A 16,195-nucleotide genomic window follows, 5' to 3' on the forward strand; every position below is an offset into this window, starting at 1 on the left:
TGAACCCCCCCCGCCCCCAGAGGAGAGTCCCGTGCCGCCGCTCCACGAGATCGCGCACCTGGCCCACGTCGAGCTGCTCACCCACAAGCCGGAGGAGAGCCTCGACTTCTTCGTGCGCTACCTCGGCATGACGGAGAACGGCTCGTCCGGGGACTCGGTGTTCCTGCGCGCGTGGGACGACTACGAGAACACCACGATCAAGCTGACGGCGGCCGCGCAGCCGGGCGTCGGCCGGACGAACTTCCGCGCCGCCACCCCCGAGGCCCTGCAGCGCCGGGTGGCCGCCATCGAGGCCACCGGGCTCGGGCGGGGCTGGCAGGACGGCGACCCCGGCTACGGGCCGGTCTACGTCTTCACCGACCCCGACGGCCACGAGATGGGCGTCTACTACGAGACGGAGTGGTACCGCCCGCAGGGCGACCTCGTGCCCGCGCTCAAGAACCAGGCGCAGGCCTACCCGGGCCGCGGGGTCAGCGTCCGCCGCATCGACCACATCAACTACCTCGGCGTGGACCCGCAGGCGAACCGCGACTTCTTCGTCGACACCCTCGGGGCGATGACCACCGAGCAGATCGTCCTCGACAGCGGCGAGATCGCCGGCACCTGGACCACCTTCACCAACCAGGGCTACAACGCGGTCTGGACGAAGGACCGCACGGGCACCTCCGGCCGGCTGCACCACGTCTCGTTCGCCGTGGACAGCCGGGACGACATCATCCGCGCGGCCGACCTCGCCCTGGAGCACGGCGTCCACATCGAGACCGGGCCGCACAAGCACACGATCCAGCAGAGCTTCTTCCTCTACGTCTGGGAGCCGGCCGGCAACCGGATCGAGCTGGACAACCCGGCCGCCCGCCTCGTGTTCGCCCCCGACTGGGCGCCGGTCGACTGGTCGGAGGCCGAGCGGGCCAAGGGGCAGGCCTGGGGCCTGCAGACCATCTCGACCTTCCACACCCACGGCACGCCCCCGGTCCAGCAGTGACGCGCATCGCCGTCCTGGGCCTCGGCGAGGCGGGCTCGGAGATCGCCCGGGACCTCGTGGCGGCTGGCGCCGACGTGCGCGGCTACGACCCGAAGGGCCTCGCCGTCGACGGCGTCGCGGCGCGGGACAGCGAGGCCGAGGCGGTGGCCGACGCCGACCTGGTGCTCAGCGTGAACAGCTCGCACGACGCCGCGGTCGCCCTGGACAACGCGCTGCCTGCGCTGCGGCCCGGCACCCTGTGGGCCGACCTCAACACCGCGAGCCCGGGACTCAAGGCGGCCCTGGCCGAGCGGGCCGCGCCGGCCGGGGTCGACGTCGTCGACGTGGCGCTCATGTCGCCGGTGCCGGGCAAGGGCCTGCGCACCCCGATGCTGGTGTCGGGGGAGGCGGCCGGCCGCTACGTCGGGCTCGTCACCGGGCTCGGCGCGGACGCCCAGGTCCAGGAGGGCCCGGTCGGCACCGCCATCTCCCGCAAGCTGCTGCGCAGCGTCTTCTACAAGGGCCTGGCCGCCGCCGTCACCGAGGCGCTGCGGGGTGCCGAGGCCGCCGGCTGCGAGGACTGGCTGCGCGGCAACGTCGCCGCCGAGCTGGCCGGGTTCGACGAGCGCACGCTCGACCGGCTGGTCGAGGGCACCCGCGTGCACGCCCGCCGTCGGGCCGACGAGATGGCCGCCGCCACCGAGCAGCTGGAGGAGCTGGGGGTGCCGGCGCGCATCGCCCCGGCCGCCCGCGACCTGCTCGTGGAGCTGCGCGACGCCGCCCCGGGAGGGACCGCGTGATCATCGACTGCCACGGCCACTACACGACCGCCCCGGCCGCGCACACCGCCTGGCGCGAGCAGCAGGTGGCGGCCTGGGAGGCCGGGACGACGCCGCCGCCCTACCCGGCGATCAGCGACGACGAGATCCGCGAGACGATCGAGGGCAGCCAGCTGCGGCTGATGGACGAGCGCGGCATCGACGTCACGCTGTTCTCCCCCCGCGCCTCGGCGATGGCCCCGCACGTGGGCGACGCGGCCGTGAGCCTGGAGTGGTCCCGCCGCAGCAATGACCTCGTGCACCGGGTGGCCACCCTGTACCCGGGCCGCTTCGTCCCGGTCGCCCAGCTGCCCCAGTCGCCCGGGGCGGACCTCACCGCCTCGGTCGCCGAGCTGCGCCGCTGCGTGGAGGAACTCGGCTTCGTCGGCTGCAACCTCAACCCCGACCCCAGCGGCGGGTCCTGGTCCTCCCCACCGCTGACCGACCGCAGCTGGTACCCGGTCTACGAGGCGATGGTCGAGCTCGACGTGCCGGCGATGGTGCACGTCTCGGCGTCGGCGACCCCGGTGTTCCACGCGACCGGGGCGTACTACATCAACGCCGACACGACGGCGTTCATGCAGCTCGTGCAGGGTGACCTGTTCGGCGACCTGCCGGACCTGCGGCTGGTCATCCCGCACGGCGGGGGAGCGGTGCCCTACCACTGGGGCCGCTACCGGGGGCTGGCGGACATGCTGGGCCGGCCGCCGGTGGAGACCACCGTGATGACCAACGTCTTCTTCGACACCTGCGTCTACCACCAGCCCGGCATCGACCTGCTGCTCGACGTCGTCGACACCCGCAACGTGCTGTTCGGGTCGGAGATGGTGGGCGCCGTCCGCGGCATCGACCCGCGGACCGGGCACCACTTCGACGACACCCGGCGCTACGTCGAGGCGGCCGCGGCGCGGGGGGCGCTCTCCGGGGAGGCGCGGGCCGCGGTGTTCGAGGGCAACGTGCGGCGGGTCTACCCGCGGCTCGGGCCGGCGCTGGCGGCCGCCGGGCGCTGACCCGGGGGTCCCCGGGGCCTCAGGTCGTCTCGGGGACCCGCAGGTGGGCGACGGCGACGTCGAACTCGGCGGTGTCGAGCACCTCGAGGCCCATCGCCGGGGCGAGGCCCTCGCGGAACTCCCGCGCGCCGTCGGCGGCCGCCTCGGCGTCCTCCCGGCTGCCGTAGGACACCGCGGCCACGGTGAGCCCCTCGTCCCGGCGGACCAGCACGCTCACGCTGCAGAAGCCGGGCAGGTCGTCGAGCTTGGGCATCAGCGACAGCCGGACGGCGTCCACGGCGCGGTCGACGGCGTCCGGCGGCGTGCGGAGCCAGGTGACGCGGGCGCGGGCGCCGTCGCCGGCGTCCAGGACGCGGTGCATGGCCGCGACCTCCCACTCCCGGACCTCCGGCTCCCCGCCCAGCAGCGCGGCGGTCCGCTCGGCGAAGGGGCGGACCTCCTCGCGGCTGTCGGCCAGCGCCTGCCCGTCGCGCCACGACGTCGTCACGATGCAGCGGCCGCCCCGCGGGTCGGCGAGCACCGACAGGCCGAGGCACCCGGGCATCCGCTGCACCGCCGGGAGCACCTCGTCGCGGGCGTGCGCGACCGCCGCCGCGACCGACGCGGGGGTCCCCTCGACCTCGGTGGACCGGGCCCGGATCTCGGCCACGCGGCCTCCTGTCGGCGTCGTCGGTCGTGCCGGGCTGTCCCGGGCCGGCGGTCCCGGGCGGGCGCCGGCCGGCCCAGCGTGCCCGCCGCGCCCGGGCCTGGGCAACCGCGTCAATCGTCGCGCCCGGGGTGCGGTCTTCCGCCGACGGAGAGACGTCATCTGTGGCGTGCGGCACACCGGCGCTCGGTCATAAGTTCGCCGCACGCCCGCCGGTGACCGGCCGGCGCCCACCACTCGCGGAGGAGGTCCGATGACCCGGCCCGTCGACGCCCAGCACGGCGTCCTGGTGCTGTCCTGCGAGGACGCGCCCGGCATCGTGCACGCGGTGTCCGGCCTGCTCCTGCAGGAGCGGTGCACCATCCTGGAGAGCCACCAGTTCGACAGCCCGACCAGCGGCATGTTCTACATGCGGGTCGAGTTCGCCCACGTCGACGGCTCACCGCTGGACGTCGACGCGCTGCGCGCCGCCTTCGAGGAGACCGCGCAGCGGTTCGCGATGGACTGGCGGATGGTGGACTCCGCGCAGCGGCCGCGGGTGCTCATCCTGGTCAGCAGGTACGCGCACTGCCTCAACGACCTGCTGTTCCGCAACTCGATCGGCGAGCTCGACCTCGACGTCGTCGCCGTCGTCTCCAACCACCCCGACCTCGCCGGCACCGCCGAGTTCTACGGCGTCCCCTTCCGGCACGTGCCGGTCACCCCGGAGACCAAGCCCGAGGCCGAGGCGGCGCTGCTGGAGATGGTGCGCGCGGAGCGGATCGACCTCGTGGTGCTCGCCCGCTACATGCAGATCCTGTCCGACGGGCTGTGCAAGGAGCTCGAGGGCCGGGCGATCAACATCCACCACTCGATGCTGCCGAGCTTCAAGGGCGCGCGGCCCTACCACCAGGCGCACGCGCGCGGGGTCAAGTTCATCGGGGCGACGGCGCACTACGTCACCGCCGACCTCGACGAGGGCCCGATCATCGAGCAGGAGATGCTGCGCGTGGACCACGCGCTGACCCCCGAGGAGCTCGCCGCCCGCGGCCGGGAGGCCGAGACCCGCGCGCTCGCGCACGCGGTGCGCTGGCACACCGAGAACCGGGTGCTGATCCGGGGGAACCGGACCGTCGTCTTCGAGTGAGCCGGTCCGGCGCCCCCGCCGGGATCAGGCGGGGGTCAGCCGGACCGGGAGGCTCTCCCACGCGCGCAGCGTGTTGTTGTGGTGCCGCACGGGCGTGCCGGCGGGCGCGATCGCGCGCACCCGCCGGGCCAGCGCGGTGAGCAGCGCCTCGGCCTCCAGGCGCGCGACGTGCTGGCCCACGCACTGGTGGATGCCCATGCCGAACCCGACGTGCCCGGAGGGGTCGCGGGACAGGTCGAAGGCGTCGGGGTCGGCCCAGCGGCGCGGGTCGCGGTTGGCCGCGGCCAGGAACATGAGGATCTTGCGGCCCTCGGGGACGACGACGTCGCCGACCCGCACGTCGGTGGTGGCGGTGCGGAAGAAGGTCTGCACCGGGGACTCCCAGCGCACCGCTTCGTCGAAGGCGACGCGGGCCAGCGACGGCTCGGCGCGCAGCCGGTCCCACTGCGCGGGGTGGGTGGCGAAGGCGTGCAGGATCGCCGACAGCGCGTGCACGGTGGTGTCCACCCCGGCGGTGAGCAGCGAGCGCACGACCAGCGGCGCCTGCTCCGGGGTGATCTCGCCGCGGTCGCCGGCCGCCCAGATCTCGGCGCCGAACCCGCCGGGGGCGAGCACCTCGCGGCGGCACTGCGCGGCGACCCACCCCGACAGCTCGGCCACCCGGGGCGCGCCCTTCGCGACCAGGTCGTTGGCCGGGCCGAACGCGTTGAAGGCGTGGTCGCCGTAGGGCAGCAGGTTCTCCCGGCCGTCGTCCGCGATGCCCACGGCGTCGGGGAAGACGCGCAGCGGGAACACCTCGGTGAGCACGGGGACGGCGTCGAACTCGGTCCCGGCGGCGAGCACCTCGTCGACGAGGGCCTCGGCGTCGGCCCGCCAGTGCTCGTGCAGCCGGCGCAGTGCGCGGGGCCCGAGGACCTTCTGCAGCACCCGGCGGGGCGCGTCGTGCCGGGGCGGGTCGGCCTCCAGCAGCAGGCTCGGCGGCCGCCACGGCTCCTCGTACCGGAAGTTGGACAGGCCCACGCCGGCGGCGGACTGGAAGTCCTGCCAGTCGGTGAGAGCCGCGTGCACCTCCGCGTAGCGGGCCATCGCGTAGACGTCGTGGCGGGACAGGTGCACGACCGGGCCCGCCTCGCGCAGGGCGGCGTGCATCGGCAGCGGGTCCTCGAGCACCTCGTGCGCGAACGGGTCGACGTCGCTGGTGGGGATCGTCGCGGGGACGGTGGCGGTCATGGCGGACTCCGGTCGGTGATCGGTGCTCAGAGGTCGAGGACGAGGCGCTCGTCGCGGGAGCGGGACACGCAGACGTACATGCAGTCGTTCGCGGCGCGCTCGTCGTCGTCGAGCAGGGCGTCGCGGTGGTCGGGCCGCCCGGCCAGGACCGTCGTCTCGCAGGTGCCGCAGACGCCGCGGCGGCAGGAGGACAGCACCTCCACGCCGACCCGGGCCAGGGCGTCGAGCACGGTGCTGCCGGGGTCGACGACGACCGTCGTCCCGGTGCGGGCGAGCTCGACCTCGAACGGCGCGGTGCGCGCCGGGGCGCCGCCGTCCACCGCCACGAACCGCTCGGTGCGCAGCGTGTACGGCGGCCAGTCGGCGCAGGCCCGCTCCATCGCCGCGAGCAGGGGCGCCGGGCCGCAGGAGTAGACGCGGACACCGGGGCGCGGCCGTCCGAGGAAGCCGGCGAGGTCCAGCAGCCCGGTCTCGTCCTGCGGCCGGACCAGCACGCGGTCGCCGAACGCGGCCAGCTCGTCGAGGAACGCCATCGAGCGCCGCTCCCGCCCGCCGTAGAGCAGCCGCCAGTCGGCGCCCAGGGCCTCGGCCTGGCGCACCATCGGCAGCAGCGGGGTGATCCCGATGCCGCCGGCCACGAACAGGTAGCGCTCCGAGGGGACCAGCGGGAAGTTGTTGCGCGGGCCGCCGACGCCCACGAGGTCACCCACCGCGAGCTCCCGGTGCACGTACGCCGACCCGCCCCGGCTGCCCGGCTCCAGCAGCACCCCGACCCGGTAGGTCGCGGGGTCGAAGCGGTCGCCGCACAGCGAGTACTGCCGGGTCAGGCCGCCGGGCAGCACCAGGTCGACGTGCGCCCCGGGCGTCCAGTCCCGCAGCCGCCCGCCCGAGGGGGATGCCAGGTCGAGGGTCACGACGCCGTCGGCCCGCACCCGCTTGTCGACGACGCGCAGCGTGGCGACATCGGCGGAGGCAGGCGCGGAGGCGGGCGCGGGGACGGGCGCGGACACGGCGGCGGTCACACCGGCAGGGTGACGGGCCCGGCTGTGACGTGGACAACGTCGTCTCAATGGACGAGAGTCCGGGCGTGCCTCGGGTCGCGACCGGTGAGTCGTCGCTGGACCGCGCCGTCCGGGTGCTCGAGGCCTTCACGCCGGACCGGCCGGAGCTCGGCGTCACCGAGGTGGCCCGCCACGCCGGGCTGCACGTGGCGACGGCGTCGCGGATCGTGGCCCGGCTCGCCGACCACGGCCTGCTCGAGCGCACGCCCGACCGGCGGGTGCGCATCGGCGTGCGGATGTGGGAGCTGGCGGCCCGCGCCTCGCCGACGCGTTCGCTGCGCGACGCCGCGATGCCCTACCTGGAGGACCTGCACGCGGTCGTCGGGCACCACGCGCAGCTCGCCGTCCGGGACGGCGACGACGTGCTGTTCGTCGAGCGGCTCTCGGCCCGGGACGCGGTGGTCAACTTCTCCCGCATCGCCGGGCGGCTGCCGGTGCACGTCTCGTCGTCGGGGGTGGTGCTGCTCGCGCACGCCCCGGCCGAGGTGCAGGAGCGCGTGCTGGCGCGGCCGCTCGAGCGTCTCACCGCCGCCACGGTGAGCTCCCCGGCGCAGCTGCGCGCACTGCTGGCGCAGGTGCGCCGGCAGGGGTGGGCGCTGCTCCCGGGCTTCGTGCACGCCGACGCCGCGGGGGTCGCCGTCCCGGTGCGCGACGGGCTCGGGGAGGTGGTGGCGGCGCTGTCGGTCATCGTCCCGAACGACGACCGGGCGGCGTCCGCCGTGCCGGTGCTGCTCGCCGCCGCGCGCGGCATCGGCCGGTCCCTGCCGGTGGCCGCCCGGCCCTGACCCGCCGGGCCGCGTCTCCCGTCGTCCCGCCCGGTGTCGACCTGCGGTCGTCTCCCGCACCGGGAGGCGACCACAGGTCGACACCCGGCGCAGGGGAGTCCCCGCTGCGGTCAGCCGGTCGCGCGGCGGGCGCGGTAGGCGGCCGCGTGCGAGCGGTTCGCGCAGGCGGTGCCGCAGAAGCGCCGGCCGGCGTTCTTGGTGAGGTCGACCAGGACGTCGTCGCAGCCGGTGGCCGCGCAGCGGCGCAGCCGGTCGAGGGCGCCCGAGCGGACGACGTCGGCGACCGCCAGCGCCGCCTCCACGCCCATGCGGTCGGCCACCGAGGCGGTCGGCTCGGTCGCGTGCAGGTGGTAGGGCCAGCCGTCGTGGCGGACCAGCTGCGGCAGCGCCTGGCCCTCGCGCAGCAGCCGGTTGACCACCTCGACCACCTCGTCCTCCCCGGCTGTCCAGGCGCCGGCGAGGACGGCGCGCAGCCGGTGCACCGCGGCGAGCTCCGCGTCGTCGCCGACGCGGCTGCCGGTGAACTGCCACTCGTCGAGGAACGCGGCCAGCGCCGGCGGGTCGGGCAGGCGCTCGGTGCCGTCCGCGGAGGTGTTCACCAGCGCGGCGGCGGCGGCGAGCGCCACCTCCGTGTCATGAGCGAAGAGCATGTCGGTCCTGACTACGCTACGGTCTCGGCGTCAGGAGTGTACGGACGATCGCTCCTGACGGGAGGAGGTCGTCGTGCCCGGACGCCGGACCGGAGCGGTCGGACTGCTGCTGGCGCTGCTCTCGGCGGCCGCCTTCGGCACGAGCGGGGTGTTCGCCACCGCCCTGATGGACGCCGGCTGGAGCGCCGGGGCGGCGGTGACCGCCCGCCTCGGCATCGCCGCGCTCGTCATGACCGTGCCCGCCGTCGTCGCGCTGCGCGGCCGCTGGCACCTGCTGCGGGCCGACGTCCTCGGCGTCCTGCGCTACGGCGCGCTCGCCGTGGCGCTGCCGCAGCTGGCCTACTTCCTCGCCGTCGGCCGGCTGTCGGTGGGGGTGGCCCTGCTGCTCGAGTACTCGGCCGTCGTGGTCGTCGTGCTGTGGACCTGGGCCCTGCACGGCCAGCGGCCCTCCGCGCTGACCGGCGCCGGCGTGGTCGTCGCGCTGGCCGGCCTGGTGCTCGTGCTCGACGTCGTCTCCGGCGCCCGCCTCGACCCGCTCGGCGTCCTGTGGGGCCTCGTCGCCGCGTGCGGGCTGGCCGCGTACTTCCTGCTCTCCGCCCGCACCGAGGGCGCGCTCCCGCCGCTGGTCAGCGCGTGGGCCGGCCTGGCCGTGGGGGCACTGGTGGTCGGGGCGGCCGCGCTGGTCGGTGTCGTGCCGTGGCGGACGTCGTCCGCCGGGGTGGAGCTCGCCGGGTGGTCCACCAGCTGGCTCGTGCCGGTCCTCGGCCTGTCGCTCGTGGCGGCGGCCCTCGCCTACGTCACCGGCATCGCCGCCGTCCGCCGGCTCGGGTCGCGGGTGGCGTCGTTCGTCGGTCTCAGCGAGGTGCTCTTCGCCGTCGCGGCCGCCTGGCTGGCGCTGGGCCAGCAGCCCAGGGCGGTGCAGCTCGTCGGCGGCGTCGTCGTGCTGGCCGGGATCGTGCTCGTGCGGGTGGGCGAGCGGCCGCCCGCGGTGTCGGACCCGTCCCCGGACCCGGACCCGGTCCCGGCGACCCGGGAGGCCCCGGCCGCGCCGTAGCCGGGTGGCGGTGCCGCTCAGCCCGGGACGGCGCGCTGCTCCGGCGCCGCCTGCGCCCCCAGGACCGCCAGCAGCTGCAGGCGCTCGGCGGTCTCGCTGCCGGGGACGGCGGTGTAGACGAGCAGCCGGTGCGACTGGTCGGGGTCGACCAGCGACTGGCAGGAGAGCTCCAGCGGGCCGACGACGGGGTGCACGAAGCGCTTGACGTCGCGCGGGCGGAGGCCGACCTCGTGCGCGTCCCACAGCCGCCGCAGCTCCTCGCTCTCCGCGAGGGTCCGCTCGGCGAGCCGTGCCGCGCGTGAGCGGGGGCCGCGCAGGGTGACCAGCTCGCGCAGGCCCGAGGCGTAGAGCCGGGAGAGGAACGCGTGCTCCTCCGGGGCGTAGAGCGCACGGGTGGCCGGGTCGGTGAACCAGCGGTACCCGAGGCTGCGCGCCGGCCCCGTGCGCTCGGTGGCGTCGCCGGTGAGCGCGACCCCGAGCGGCGTCTGCCGCAGCGTCTCGCCCAGCTCGGTGACGATCTCCGCCGGGGTGTCGCCAAGGCGGTCGAGGATGCGCAGCAGGCCGGGGCTCACGTGCTCGCCCTCCGTGCCGCGGGCGGGCGGCCGGTGCCCGGCCAGCCGGAACAGGTGGTCGCGCTCGTCCAGGGACAGGTGCAGGCCCTGCGCGATGGCGGCGACCATCTGCTCCGACGGGTGCGGCCCGCGCTCCTGCTCCAGCCGCGTGTAGTAGTCGGTGGACATGTGGCAGAGGACGGCGAGCTCCTCGCGCCGCAGCCCGCTCGTGCGCCGGCGCTGCCCGCGGGGGAGGCCGACGTCCTCCGGCTGCAGCGCCTCCCGCCGTCGTCGCAGGAAGTCCGCCAGCCCGGCCCGGTCGATCACGTCGCCTCCACTCGCGGGTCCCGGCGCGGGTCGCGGCGGGTCCCGCCGTCGTTCCTACCGGTGCCGGCGGCGCTCATCCACGGACCGCCGGTCCCTCCCTCGGGCGGACGAGCACCGCGGCGAGCACGGCACCGGCCACCAGCAGGCCCGTCGCGACCCACCAGGCCAGGGAGTGCCCGGCCGCGACTGCCGCCGCGAGCGGCTCCCCGTCGGCGCGCCCGGCGTCCGACCGCGCCACCGCGACGGCGACGAAGACGGCCAGGCCGACGCTCCCGCCGAGGTGCGAGGCGGTCGCGTGCACGCCGCTCGCCAGCCCGGCGTCGCGGTCGGTGGTGCCGTGCAGGGCCGCGACCTGGACGGTGGGCAGGCTCAGCCCGAGGCCCAGGGCCAGCAGGAGCGTCCCCGGGAGGACGTCGGCGGTGAACGTGGCGGTGGTGCCCATCTGTGCGAGCACCGCCAGCCCGGCCGCGGACACGGCGAACCCGGCGACCAGCACCCAGCGCAGGCCCACCCGACGAACCCCCGCTCCCGCGAGGGACACCCCGGCCAGCATGGCCCCGCCGAAGGGCACCCAGGCCAGGCCGATGCGCAGCGGCGACCAGCCGAGGACACCCTGCATGTGCAGGGTGAGCAGGTAGAACACCGACGCCATGGCGGTGGCCGAGACCACCGTGGCGCCGTAGGCGGTCGCCCGGGTGCGGTCGCGGAAGAAGGGCAGGGGGACCAGCGGTGCGGCCGCCCGCGCCTCGACGGCGAGGAAGGCGAGCACCAGCGCGGCGCCGCCGGCCAGCCGCAGGACGACGGCGGGGGCGGAGGAGGCGCCGTCCCCGAGCTGCAGCAGCCCGTCGATGAGCAGGACCAGGCCGGCGGTGACCAGGACCGCGCCGGTGAGGTCCAGCGGGCGGGACCCGGCCGGGGCGCGGGAGGGCACCAGACGCGGCACGAGGAGCAGCGCCGCGGCCGCGATCGGGAGGTTGAGCAGGAACACCCACCGCCAGCTCGCGAGGTCCGTGAGGACCCCCGAGAGCAGGACGCCGGCCGTGCCGCCGATCCCCGTGAGCCCGCCCCACACCGCCAGCGCCCGGGACCGCTCGCGGGCGTCCGGGAAGAGGAGCGCGACCAGCGCGAGCGCCGACGGGGCGGCCAGCGCCCCGCCGGCACCCTGGGCGAACCGCCCGGCCACCAGCTGCCACGGCTCGACGGCCAGGCCGCAAGCCAGGCTGGCGAGGGCGAACAGCGTCACGCCGGCGAGGAAGACCCGTCGCCGCCCGAGCAGGTCGCCGAGCCGGCCACCCAGGACCAGGAGGCCGCCGGAGGCCAGGGCGTAGCCGTTGACCACCCAGGCGAGACCCGCGGTCGTGAAGCCGAGGCCGTCCCGGATCGTCGGGAGCGCCACGTTCACCACCGTGGTGTCCAGGATCAGCATGAGCTGCACGAGCGCCAGGATCGAGAGCGCCCTCCACCGCCGGGGGTCGAGGGGCGGGGCCTCCTCGACCGCGGCACCGACCGGAGCCGGACCGCTCACCGGGCCATCCCGGAGCGCTCCCGGACGAGGCCGGTGAGCGCCTCCCCGACGGCGTCCAGCGCGGCCGGGTCGGCGAAGAGCAGGGCGGTGCGCAGCGTCGAGCCGGCCTCGTAGCGGAGGCCGCCGTCGAACGCCCGTGCCCGTCCCGGGTCGTGCGTGGCGAGGACCTCGCGCACGAGGGTCAGCGCCTCGGGGTCGTCGACGAGGTCGGCGAGGTCGGTGTCGAGCCCGGCGAGCACCGGCTCCGGCCGCTGCGGGGACCACGGGACCGTCCAGGAGTGCTCGCCGGAGCCCACGTCGTCGGTGGAGCCGTCGGGCAGGACCACCTCCGCGGTCGCGCCCGGCGGGACGACGGCCGTCACGGTCACCCGGCCGCCGTCGAGCACCCAGCCGGCCGACGCCGGCCCGTACGGGGTCAACAGCTCGCTGCGCGCCGAGGTCAGGCCGTCCAGGACCGTGGGCGCCACCCGGATGCGCCGGTACGCCGGCGCGGCGGGCGCGAGGCCCGCCAGCCCCCGGTGCAGCCAGTCGACCACGGCGCCGAAGGCGTAGTGGTTGAACGAGGTCATCTCGTGGGGGTTGACCGAGCCGTCGGGCAGCAGCGCGTCCCAGCGCTCCCACACGGTCGTGGCGCCGACGGTGACCGGGTAGAGCCACGAGGGCGCCTCGGTCTGCAGCAACAGCCGCCCGGCGGCGTGCGTCTGCCCGGCCGCGCACAGCGCGTCCATCACCAGCGGCGTGCCGACGAAGCCGGTGCCGATGCGGTAGCCGTCCTCTCGCACGATCCCGGCCAGCCGGCGGCCGAGCGCTGCCCGCAGGTCCGGGTCGCGGACGAGGCCGAACACCAGGGCCATCGCGTACGTCGTCGGGCCCTCGGAGACCATCCGCCCGCGCGGGGTGACGTAGGTGTCGGTGAAGGACCGGCGGGTGCGCTCGGCCAGCCCCGCGTAGCGCGCGGCGTCCTCCCCGTGCCCGAGGACGCCGGCCGTCCGGGCGACGAGGTCCAGGGACCGGAACAGGTACGCCGACGCCACGAGCGACGGGTGCGTGCGGCCCTCCCGCGGGCGGTCGGCCGGCGCCCGCGGGTCGAGCCAGTCGCCGAGCTGGTAGCCGCGGGTCCACAGCCCGTCGTCGTCGGCCTGCGCGAGCTCCACCTCCACCCAGGCCCGCATGCTCGGGTACTGGCGCGCCAGCAGGTCGCGGTCGCCGAAGCGCTCGTACAGCGTCCAGGGCACGACGGTGGCCGCGTCGCCCCAGGCGGCGACGACGCCCTCGGAGTCCTCGGCCATCGCCGTGGGCACGATGATCGGCACCACGCCGCCGTTGCGGCGCTGCTCGAGGGCGAGGTCGGTGAGCCAGGAGGCCAGGAAGGCGTCGCAGTCGACCAGTGTCGCGGCCGCTCCGGAGAACACCTGCAGGTCGCCGGTCCAGCCGAGCCGCTCGTCGCGCTGCGGGCAGTCGGTGGGGATGGACAGGAAGTTCCCGCGGGTGCTCCAGACGACGTTCTCGTGCAGGCGGTCCAGCACCGGGGACGAGCTGGTGAACGAGCCGGTGCGCCGGGTGTCGGAGGAGCAGACGACGGCGGTCACGTCGGCCGGGTCGAGCGCGCCCGGCCAGTCGTCCACCTGCAGGTACCGGAAGCCGTGGAAGGTGGAGCGCGGCTCCCACGTCTCCTGCTCGCCGCCCGCGAGGGTGTACCGGTCGACCGACCAGGCGTACCGGAGCTGGCGGGTGGCGAGCTCGCCGTCCTCGAGCACCTCCGCGTGCCGCAGCGTGACCGTGTGCCCCCGGGGACCGCGGACCCGGATGCGGACCCGGCCGACCAGCACCTGGCCGAAGTCGACGACCGTCGCACCCGACGGTGAGGTGGTCACCGCGACGGGGGCGACCTCCAGCACCCGGCGGACCGGCTCGGCGCCGGCGGGGGAGAGGACCGCGGGGTCGAGGTCCCCGACGGCGGCCGGCGCCCACCCGTCGGCCGCGCCGGACGCCGTGGACCACGCCGGGTCGTGCCGCGTCGCGTCGAACTCCTCTCCGGCGTAGATGCCGCTCGACCGCAGCGGCCCCGCGATGGACCCCTCCCAGCCCGGGCCGGTCGCGACGACCTGCCGCGTCCCGTCGGCGTGGGTGAGCTCCAGCTGGGCCAGGAGCGCGGCCGGTCCCGCGTAGGCCCGGGTGGCGCGGCCGAAGAAGCCGTAGCGCTCGGTGAACCACGCCCCGGCCAGCCAGGCGCCGAGCACGTTGGTGCCCGGCCGGACCAGGTCCGTGACGTCGTGCGTCTGCACCAGGACGCGGTCGCGGTAGCTCGTCCACCCCGGCGCCAGCACCTCGTCGCCCACCCGGACGCCGTTGAGCTCGACCTCGTAGGAGCCGAGCGCCGTCACGTACAGCCGGGCCCGCACGGGCGCGGCGGCGGCGGAGAACCGCGTCCGCAGCTGCCCGGGGGCGTCCTCGGGCGCGTCCGGCAGGGACACCCACGACGCGGTCCAGTCCCCGCCGTCGAGGAGCGGGGCCTCCACCCCGATCCGCGCCGCCGCCGACACGACCCCGTCCGTGCCCGTGGTGGCCACCTCGACCTCCACCCGCTCGCGCGAGCGCAGCGGCGCGAAGGGCCAGGGGACGCACACCGAGTCCGGTCCCGCCAGCTCGACGGACTCCCGGGCGCCGCCGCGGTCGAGCCACGTGACGGCGACCGACGCCGACGCCTGGTCCCAGGACGGCGCCGCCGTCTCCGTCCGCCAGGACAGGACGGGTGCGGGCGAGTCGGTCCACGGGACCCCGTCGCGGCGGCGGCCGGCGCGGAGGTCGACCACGGCGGGGGAGGGCACGGCGGGGGAGGGCACGGCGGGGGAGGGCACGGCGAGGGAGGGCACGGTGGGAGAGGGCATCGCGGGTGCTCCCGGAGGTGAGGGCCGGACACGACCCGGCGGTGACGGGCGGACCCGGGATCCCGGACGGGAGGATGGCCTCCCGCCGCACGGTTCCCGGCGGCGTCGAAACGACGTAGTTTTGTTCCATCGGAGCATATGCCTCGCGAGGAGGCGTCTCCAGGAGGTCGGTCATGAGCAGTTCGTCCCCGTCACCCCAGGACGCCTACGTCCACGGGCGGCTGATCAACCTCGTGCGGACCGGCCGGGCGCTCACGCGCCCCGCGCTGGAGCAGCAGACGGGCCTCGGCCGCAAGGTGGTCACCCAGCGCGTCCAGCAGGCCATCGACGTCGGGCTGCTCGAGGACGGCGACCTCGCCCCGTCGGCCGGGGGGAGGCCCTCCCGGCTGTTGCGCTTCCGGTCCGAGGCCGGGCACGTCTACGCCGGCATGGTCGGCGCCACGGAGATGAACGCCAGCGTCGCCACGCTCGACGGCACCCTCCTCGCCACCCTGCACGAGGACTGGGACGCCGCCTCCCGCCCGGAGGAGACCCTCGAGGTGCTCGACCGGCTGTTCACCCGGCTCTCCCGCCGGACGCGCACCGAGCCCTGGGCCTTCGGGATCGGCGTGGCCGGGCCGGTCGACTTCGCCACCGGCCGGCTCGTCGACCCGCCGATCCTGCCCGGCTGGGACGGGTTCAGCGTCCGGTCGTGGCTGCGCGAGCGCTACGACGCGCCCGTGTGGGTCGACAACGACGTCAACCTCATGGCCCTGGGCGAGTGGCACCGGGGGGAGCCGCGCGACGGGCGCGACCTGCTCTACGTCCTGGCCGACGAGGGCGTGGGGGCCGGGCTGGTGTCCCGGGGGGCGGTGTTCCGCGGCGACACCGGCGCCGCCGGCGACATCGGGCACGTCCAGGTCACCGACGACCCCTCGCTGACCTGCCGGTGCGGGCAGACCGGGTGCCTCGAGGCGATCACCTCCGGCTGGGGCCTCGTCCGGCAGGCCGCGGCGCGGCTGGACGAGAGCCCCGCGCTCGCCGCCCGCCTGGCCGAGCGGGGGCAGCTGACCGCGCAGGACGTCGGCATGGCGGCCCGCGACGGGGACCCGCTGGCCTCCGAGCTGGTGCAGCGCGCCACCCGGGTGATCGGCATGACCGTCGCCAACCTGGTCAACTTCGTCAACCCGGGGACGGTGGTCGTCGGCGGCGGCGCGCTGCGCGTGGGCGACGCGGTCGTCCGCACGCTGGAGGAGACCGTGCGCCGCCGGGTCACCCGGCTCGCCGGGCAGCGCCTCGCGATCCGGCCGGCGTCCCTGGACTTCCGCGAGGGCGTGACCGGTGCCGCCCTGCTGGCGGTCGAGCAGCTCTTCGACCCGTCGTCGGTGGGTCTCTGGGTGGAGAACGGGTCGCCGTTGGGGCACGCGGTCCCGCTCCAGCGCGTCGCCGGGCAGTGAGGGTTGACATATGTGCCGACGGCACTAAAGTCTGCGGCAGGGCGTGACCCGCCCCACAGGTCACCACGGCGCGTCCGACCGGATCGCCGCCCCGCACCGCCTCCGTGCACCGCCTCCTCTGCCACTG

Annotated in this window: 13 protein-coding genes and 1 pseudogene; 7 read left to right on the top strand and 7 right to left on the bottom strand. The window is 76.1% G+C overall.

All coding sequences use genetic code 11. From position 1 onward, the window contains the following. Window positions 1-31: 31 nt before the first annotated feature. Genes WA616_RS00350 through WA616_RS00360 form a run of 3 tightly spaced genes read left to right on the top strand, consistent with a single transcriptional unit; the run spans window position 32 to window position 2,789 of the window. Window positions 32-982, top strand: coding sequence for a VOC family protein (locus WA616_RS00350; RefSeq protein ID WP_336026262.1), 951 nt, complete (start codon window positions 32-34; stop codon window positions 980-982). Continuing rightward, the gene (locus WA616_RS00355) at window positions 979-1,761 is read left to right on the top strand and encodes a DUF1932 domain-containing protein (RefSeq protein WP_336026263.1); all 783 of its coding nucleotides are present in this window, start codon (window positions 979-981) and stop codon (window positions 1,759-1,761) included. Before WA616_RS00350 ends, WA616_RS00355 begins: the two co-directional genes overlap by 4 nt. Further along, window positions 1,758-2,789 carry an amidohydrolase family protein gene (locus WA616_RS00360; protein ID WP_336026265.1) on the top strand — a complete coding sequence of 344 codons (1,032 nt, stop codon included), beginning with the start codon at window positions 1,758-1,760 and terminating at the stop codon, window positions 2,787-2,789. Before WA616_RS00355 ends, WA616_RS00360 begins: the two co-directional genes overlap by 4 nt. A gap of 19 nt (window positions 2,790-2,808) precedes the next feature. Here WA616_RS00360 and WA616_RS00365 read toward each other — a convergent pair whose 3' ends face one another. After that, window positions 2,809-3,438, bottom strand: coding sequence for a putative quinol monooxygenase (locus tag WA616_RS00365; protein ID WP_336026266.1), 630 nt, complete (start codon window positions 3,436-3,438; stop codon window positions 2,809-2,811). A 250-nt stretch (window positions 3,439-3,688) separates the two neighbouring features. Here WA616_RS00365 and purU point away from each other — a divergent pair, with 250 nt between their 5' ends. Further along, window positions 3,689-4,561: a formyltetrahydrofolate deformylase gene (gene purU, locus WA616_RS00370; RefSeq protein ID WP_073419719.1), complete on the top strand. Its 873-nt coding sequence runs from the start codon at window positions 3,689-3,691 to the stop codon at window positions 4,559-4,561. Window positions 4,562-4,585: 24 nt separating this feature from the next. Here the strand turns inward: purU and WA616_RS00375 are convergent, their stop codons facing one another. Both WA616_RS00375 and WA616_RS00380 read right to left on the bottom strand, forming a co-directional pair. After that, on the bottom strand, window positions 4,586-5,791 hold the full coding sequence (locus tag WA616_RS00375) for a cytochrome P450 (RefSeq protein WP_336026268.1): 1,206 nt from the start codon (window positions 5,789-5,791) through the stop codon (window positions 4,586-4,588). Between the two features lie 26 nt (window positions 5,792-5,817). After that, window positions 5,818-6,750, bottom strand: a pseudogene (locus WA616_RS00380) (PDR/VanB family oxidoreductase); the annotation flags it as partial. 128 nt (window positions 6,751-6,878) lie between these two features. Between WA616_RS00380 and WA616_RS00385 the strand changes: the two are divergent. Then, the gene (locus WA616_RS00385) at window positions 6,879-7,637 is read left to right on the top strand and encodes an IclR family transcriptional regulator (protein ID WP_336026272.1); all 759 of its coding nucleotides are present in this window, start codon (window positions 6,879-6,881) and stop codon (window positions 7,635-7,637) included. 110 nt (window positions 7,638-7,747) lie between these two features. Here WA616_RS00385 and WA616_RS00390 read toward each other — a convergent pair whose 3' ends face one another. Next, window positions 7,748-8,287, bottom strand: a complete 540-nt coding sequence (locus tag WA616_RS00390; protein WP_073419723.1) for a CGNR zinc finger domain-containing protein — start codon at window positions 8,285-8,287, stop codon at window positions 7,748-7,750. Between the two features lie 73 nt (window positions 8,288-8,360). Here WA616_RS00390 and WA616_RS00395 point away from each other — a divergent pair, with 73 nt between their 5' ends. Next, a complete protein-coding gene (locus WA616_RS00395) occupies window positions 8,361-9,341 on the top strand; it encodes an EamA family transporter (protein ID WP_336026275.1) in 981 nt (326 codons plus the stop codon). A 17-nt stretch (window positions 9,342-9,358) separates the two neighbouring features. On the opposite strand, the gene WA616_RS00400 is transcribed toward WA616_RS00395, so the two are convergent. From WA616_RS00400 to WA616_RS00410, 3 genes are all read right to left on the bottom strand, one after another. Next, window positions 9,359-10,219 carry a helix-turn-helix transcriptional regulator gene (locus WA616_RS00400; protein WP_336026277.1) on the bottom strand — a complete coding sequence of 287 codons (861 nt, stop codon included), beginning with the start codon at window positions 10,217-10,219 and terminating at the stop codon, window positions 9,359-9,361. 73 nt (window positions 10,220-10,292) lie between these two features. Next, window positions 10,293-11,744: an MFS transporter gene (locus WA616_RS00405; protein ID WP_336026279.1), complete on the bottom strand. Its 1,452-nt coding sequence runs from the start codon at window positions 11,742-11,744 to the stop codon at window positions 10,293-10,295. Next, on the bottom strand, window positions 11,741-14,632 hold the full coding sequence (locus tag WA616_RS00410; protein WP_336026281.1) for an alpha-L-rhamnosidase: 2,892 nt from the start codon (window positions 14,630-14,632) through the stop codon (window positions 11,741-11,743). The genes WA616_RS00405 and WA616_RS00410 overlap by 4 nt, the downstream gene beginning before the upstream one ends. 173 nt (window positions 14,633-14,805) lie before the next feature. Here WA616_RS00410 and WA616_RS00415 point away from each other — a divergent pair, with 173 nt between their 5' ends. Then, on the top strand, window positions 14,806-16,068 hold the full coding sequence (locus WA616_RS00415) for an ROK family protein (RefSeq protein WP_336026283.1): 1,263 nt from the start codon (window positions 14,806-14,808) through the stop codon (window positions 16,066-16,068). Window positions 16,069-16,195: the final 127 nt, after the last annotated feature.

Source organism: Geodermatophilus sp. FMUSA9-8, assembly GCF_037034165.1.
GTDB classification, from domain to species: Bacteria; Actinomycetota; Actinomycetes; order Mycobacteriales; family Geodermatophilaceae; genus Geodermatophilus; species Geodermatophilus nigrescens.

Bases quoted from the DNA above. Each gene is read 5' to 3' on its own strand.
- purU (WP_073419719.1), top strand. From the start codon at position 3,689: ATGACCCGGCCCGTCGACGCCCAGCACGGCGTCCTGGTGCTGTCCTGC.
- WA616_RS00375 (WP_336026268.1), bottom strand. From the start codon at position 5,791: ATGACCGCCACCGTCCCCGCGACGATCCCCACCAGCGACGTCGACCCG.
- WA616_RS00390 (WP_073419723.1), bottom strand. From the start codon at position 8,287: ATGCTCTTCGCTCATGACACGGAGGTGGCGCTCGCCGCCGCCGCCGCG.
- WA616_RS00410 (WP_336026281.1), bottom strand. From the start codon at position 14,632: ATGCCCTCTCCCACCGTGCCCTCCCTCGCCGTGCCCTCCCCCGCCGTG.
- WA616_RS00415 (WP_336026283.1), top strand. From the start codon at position 14,806: ATGAGCAGTTCGTCCCCGTCACCCCAGGACGCCTACGTCCACGGGCGG.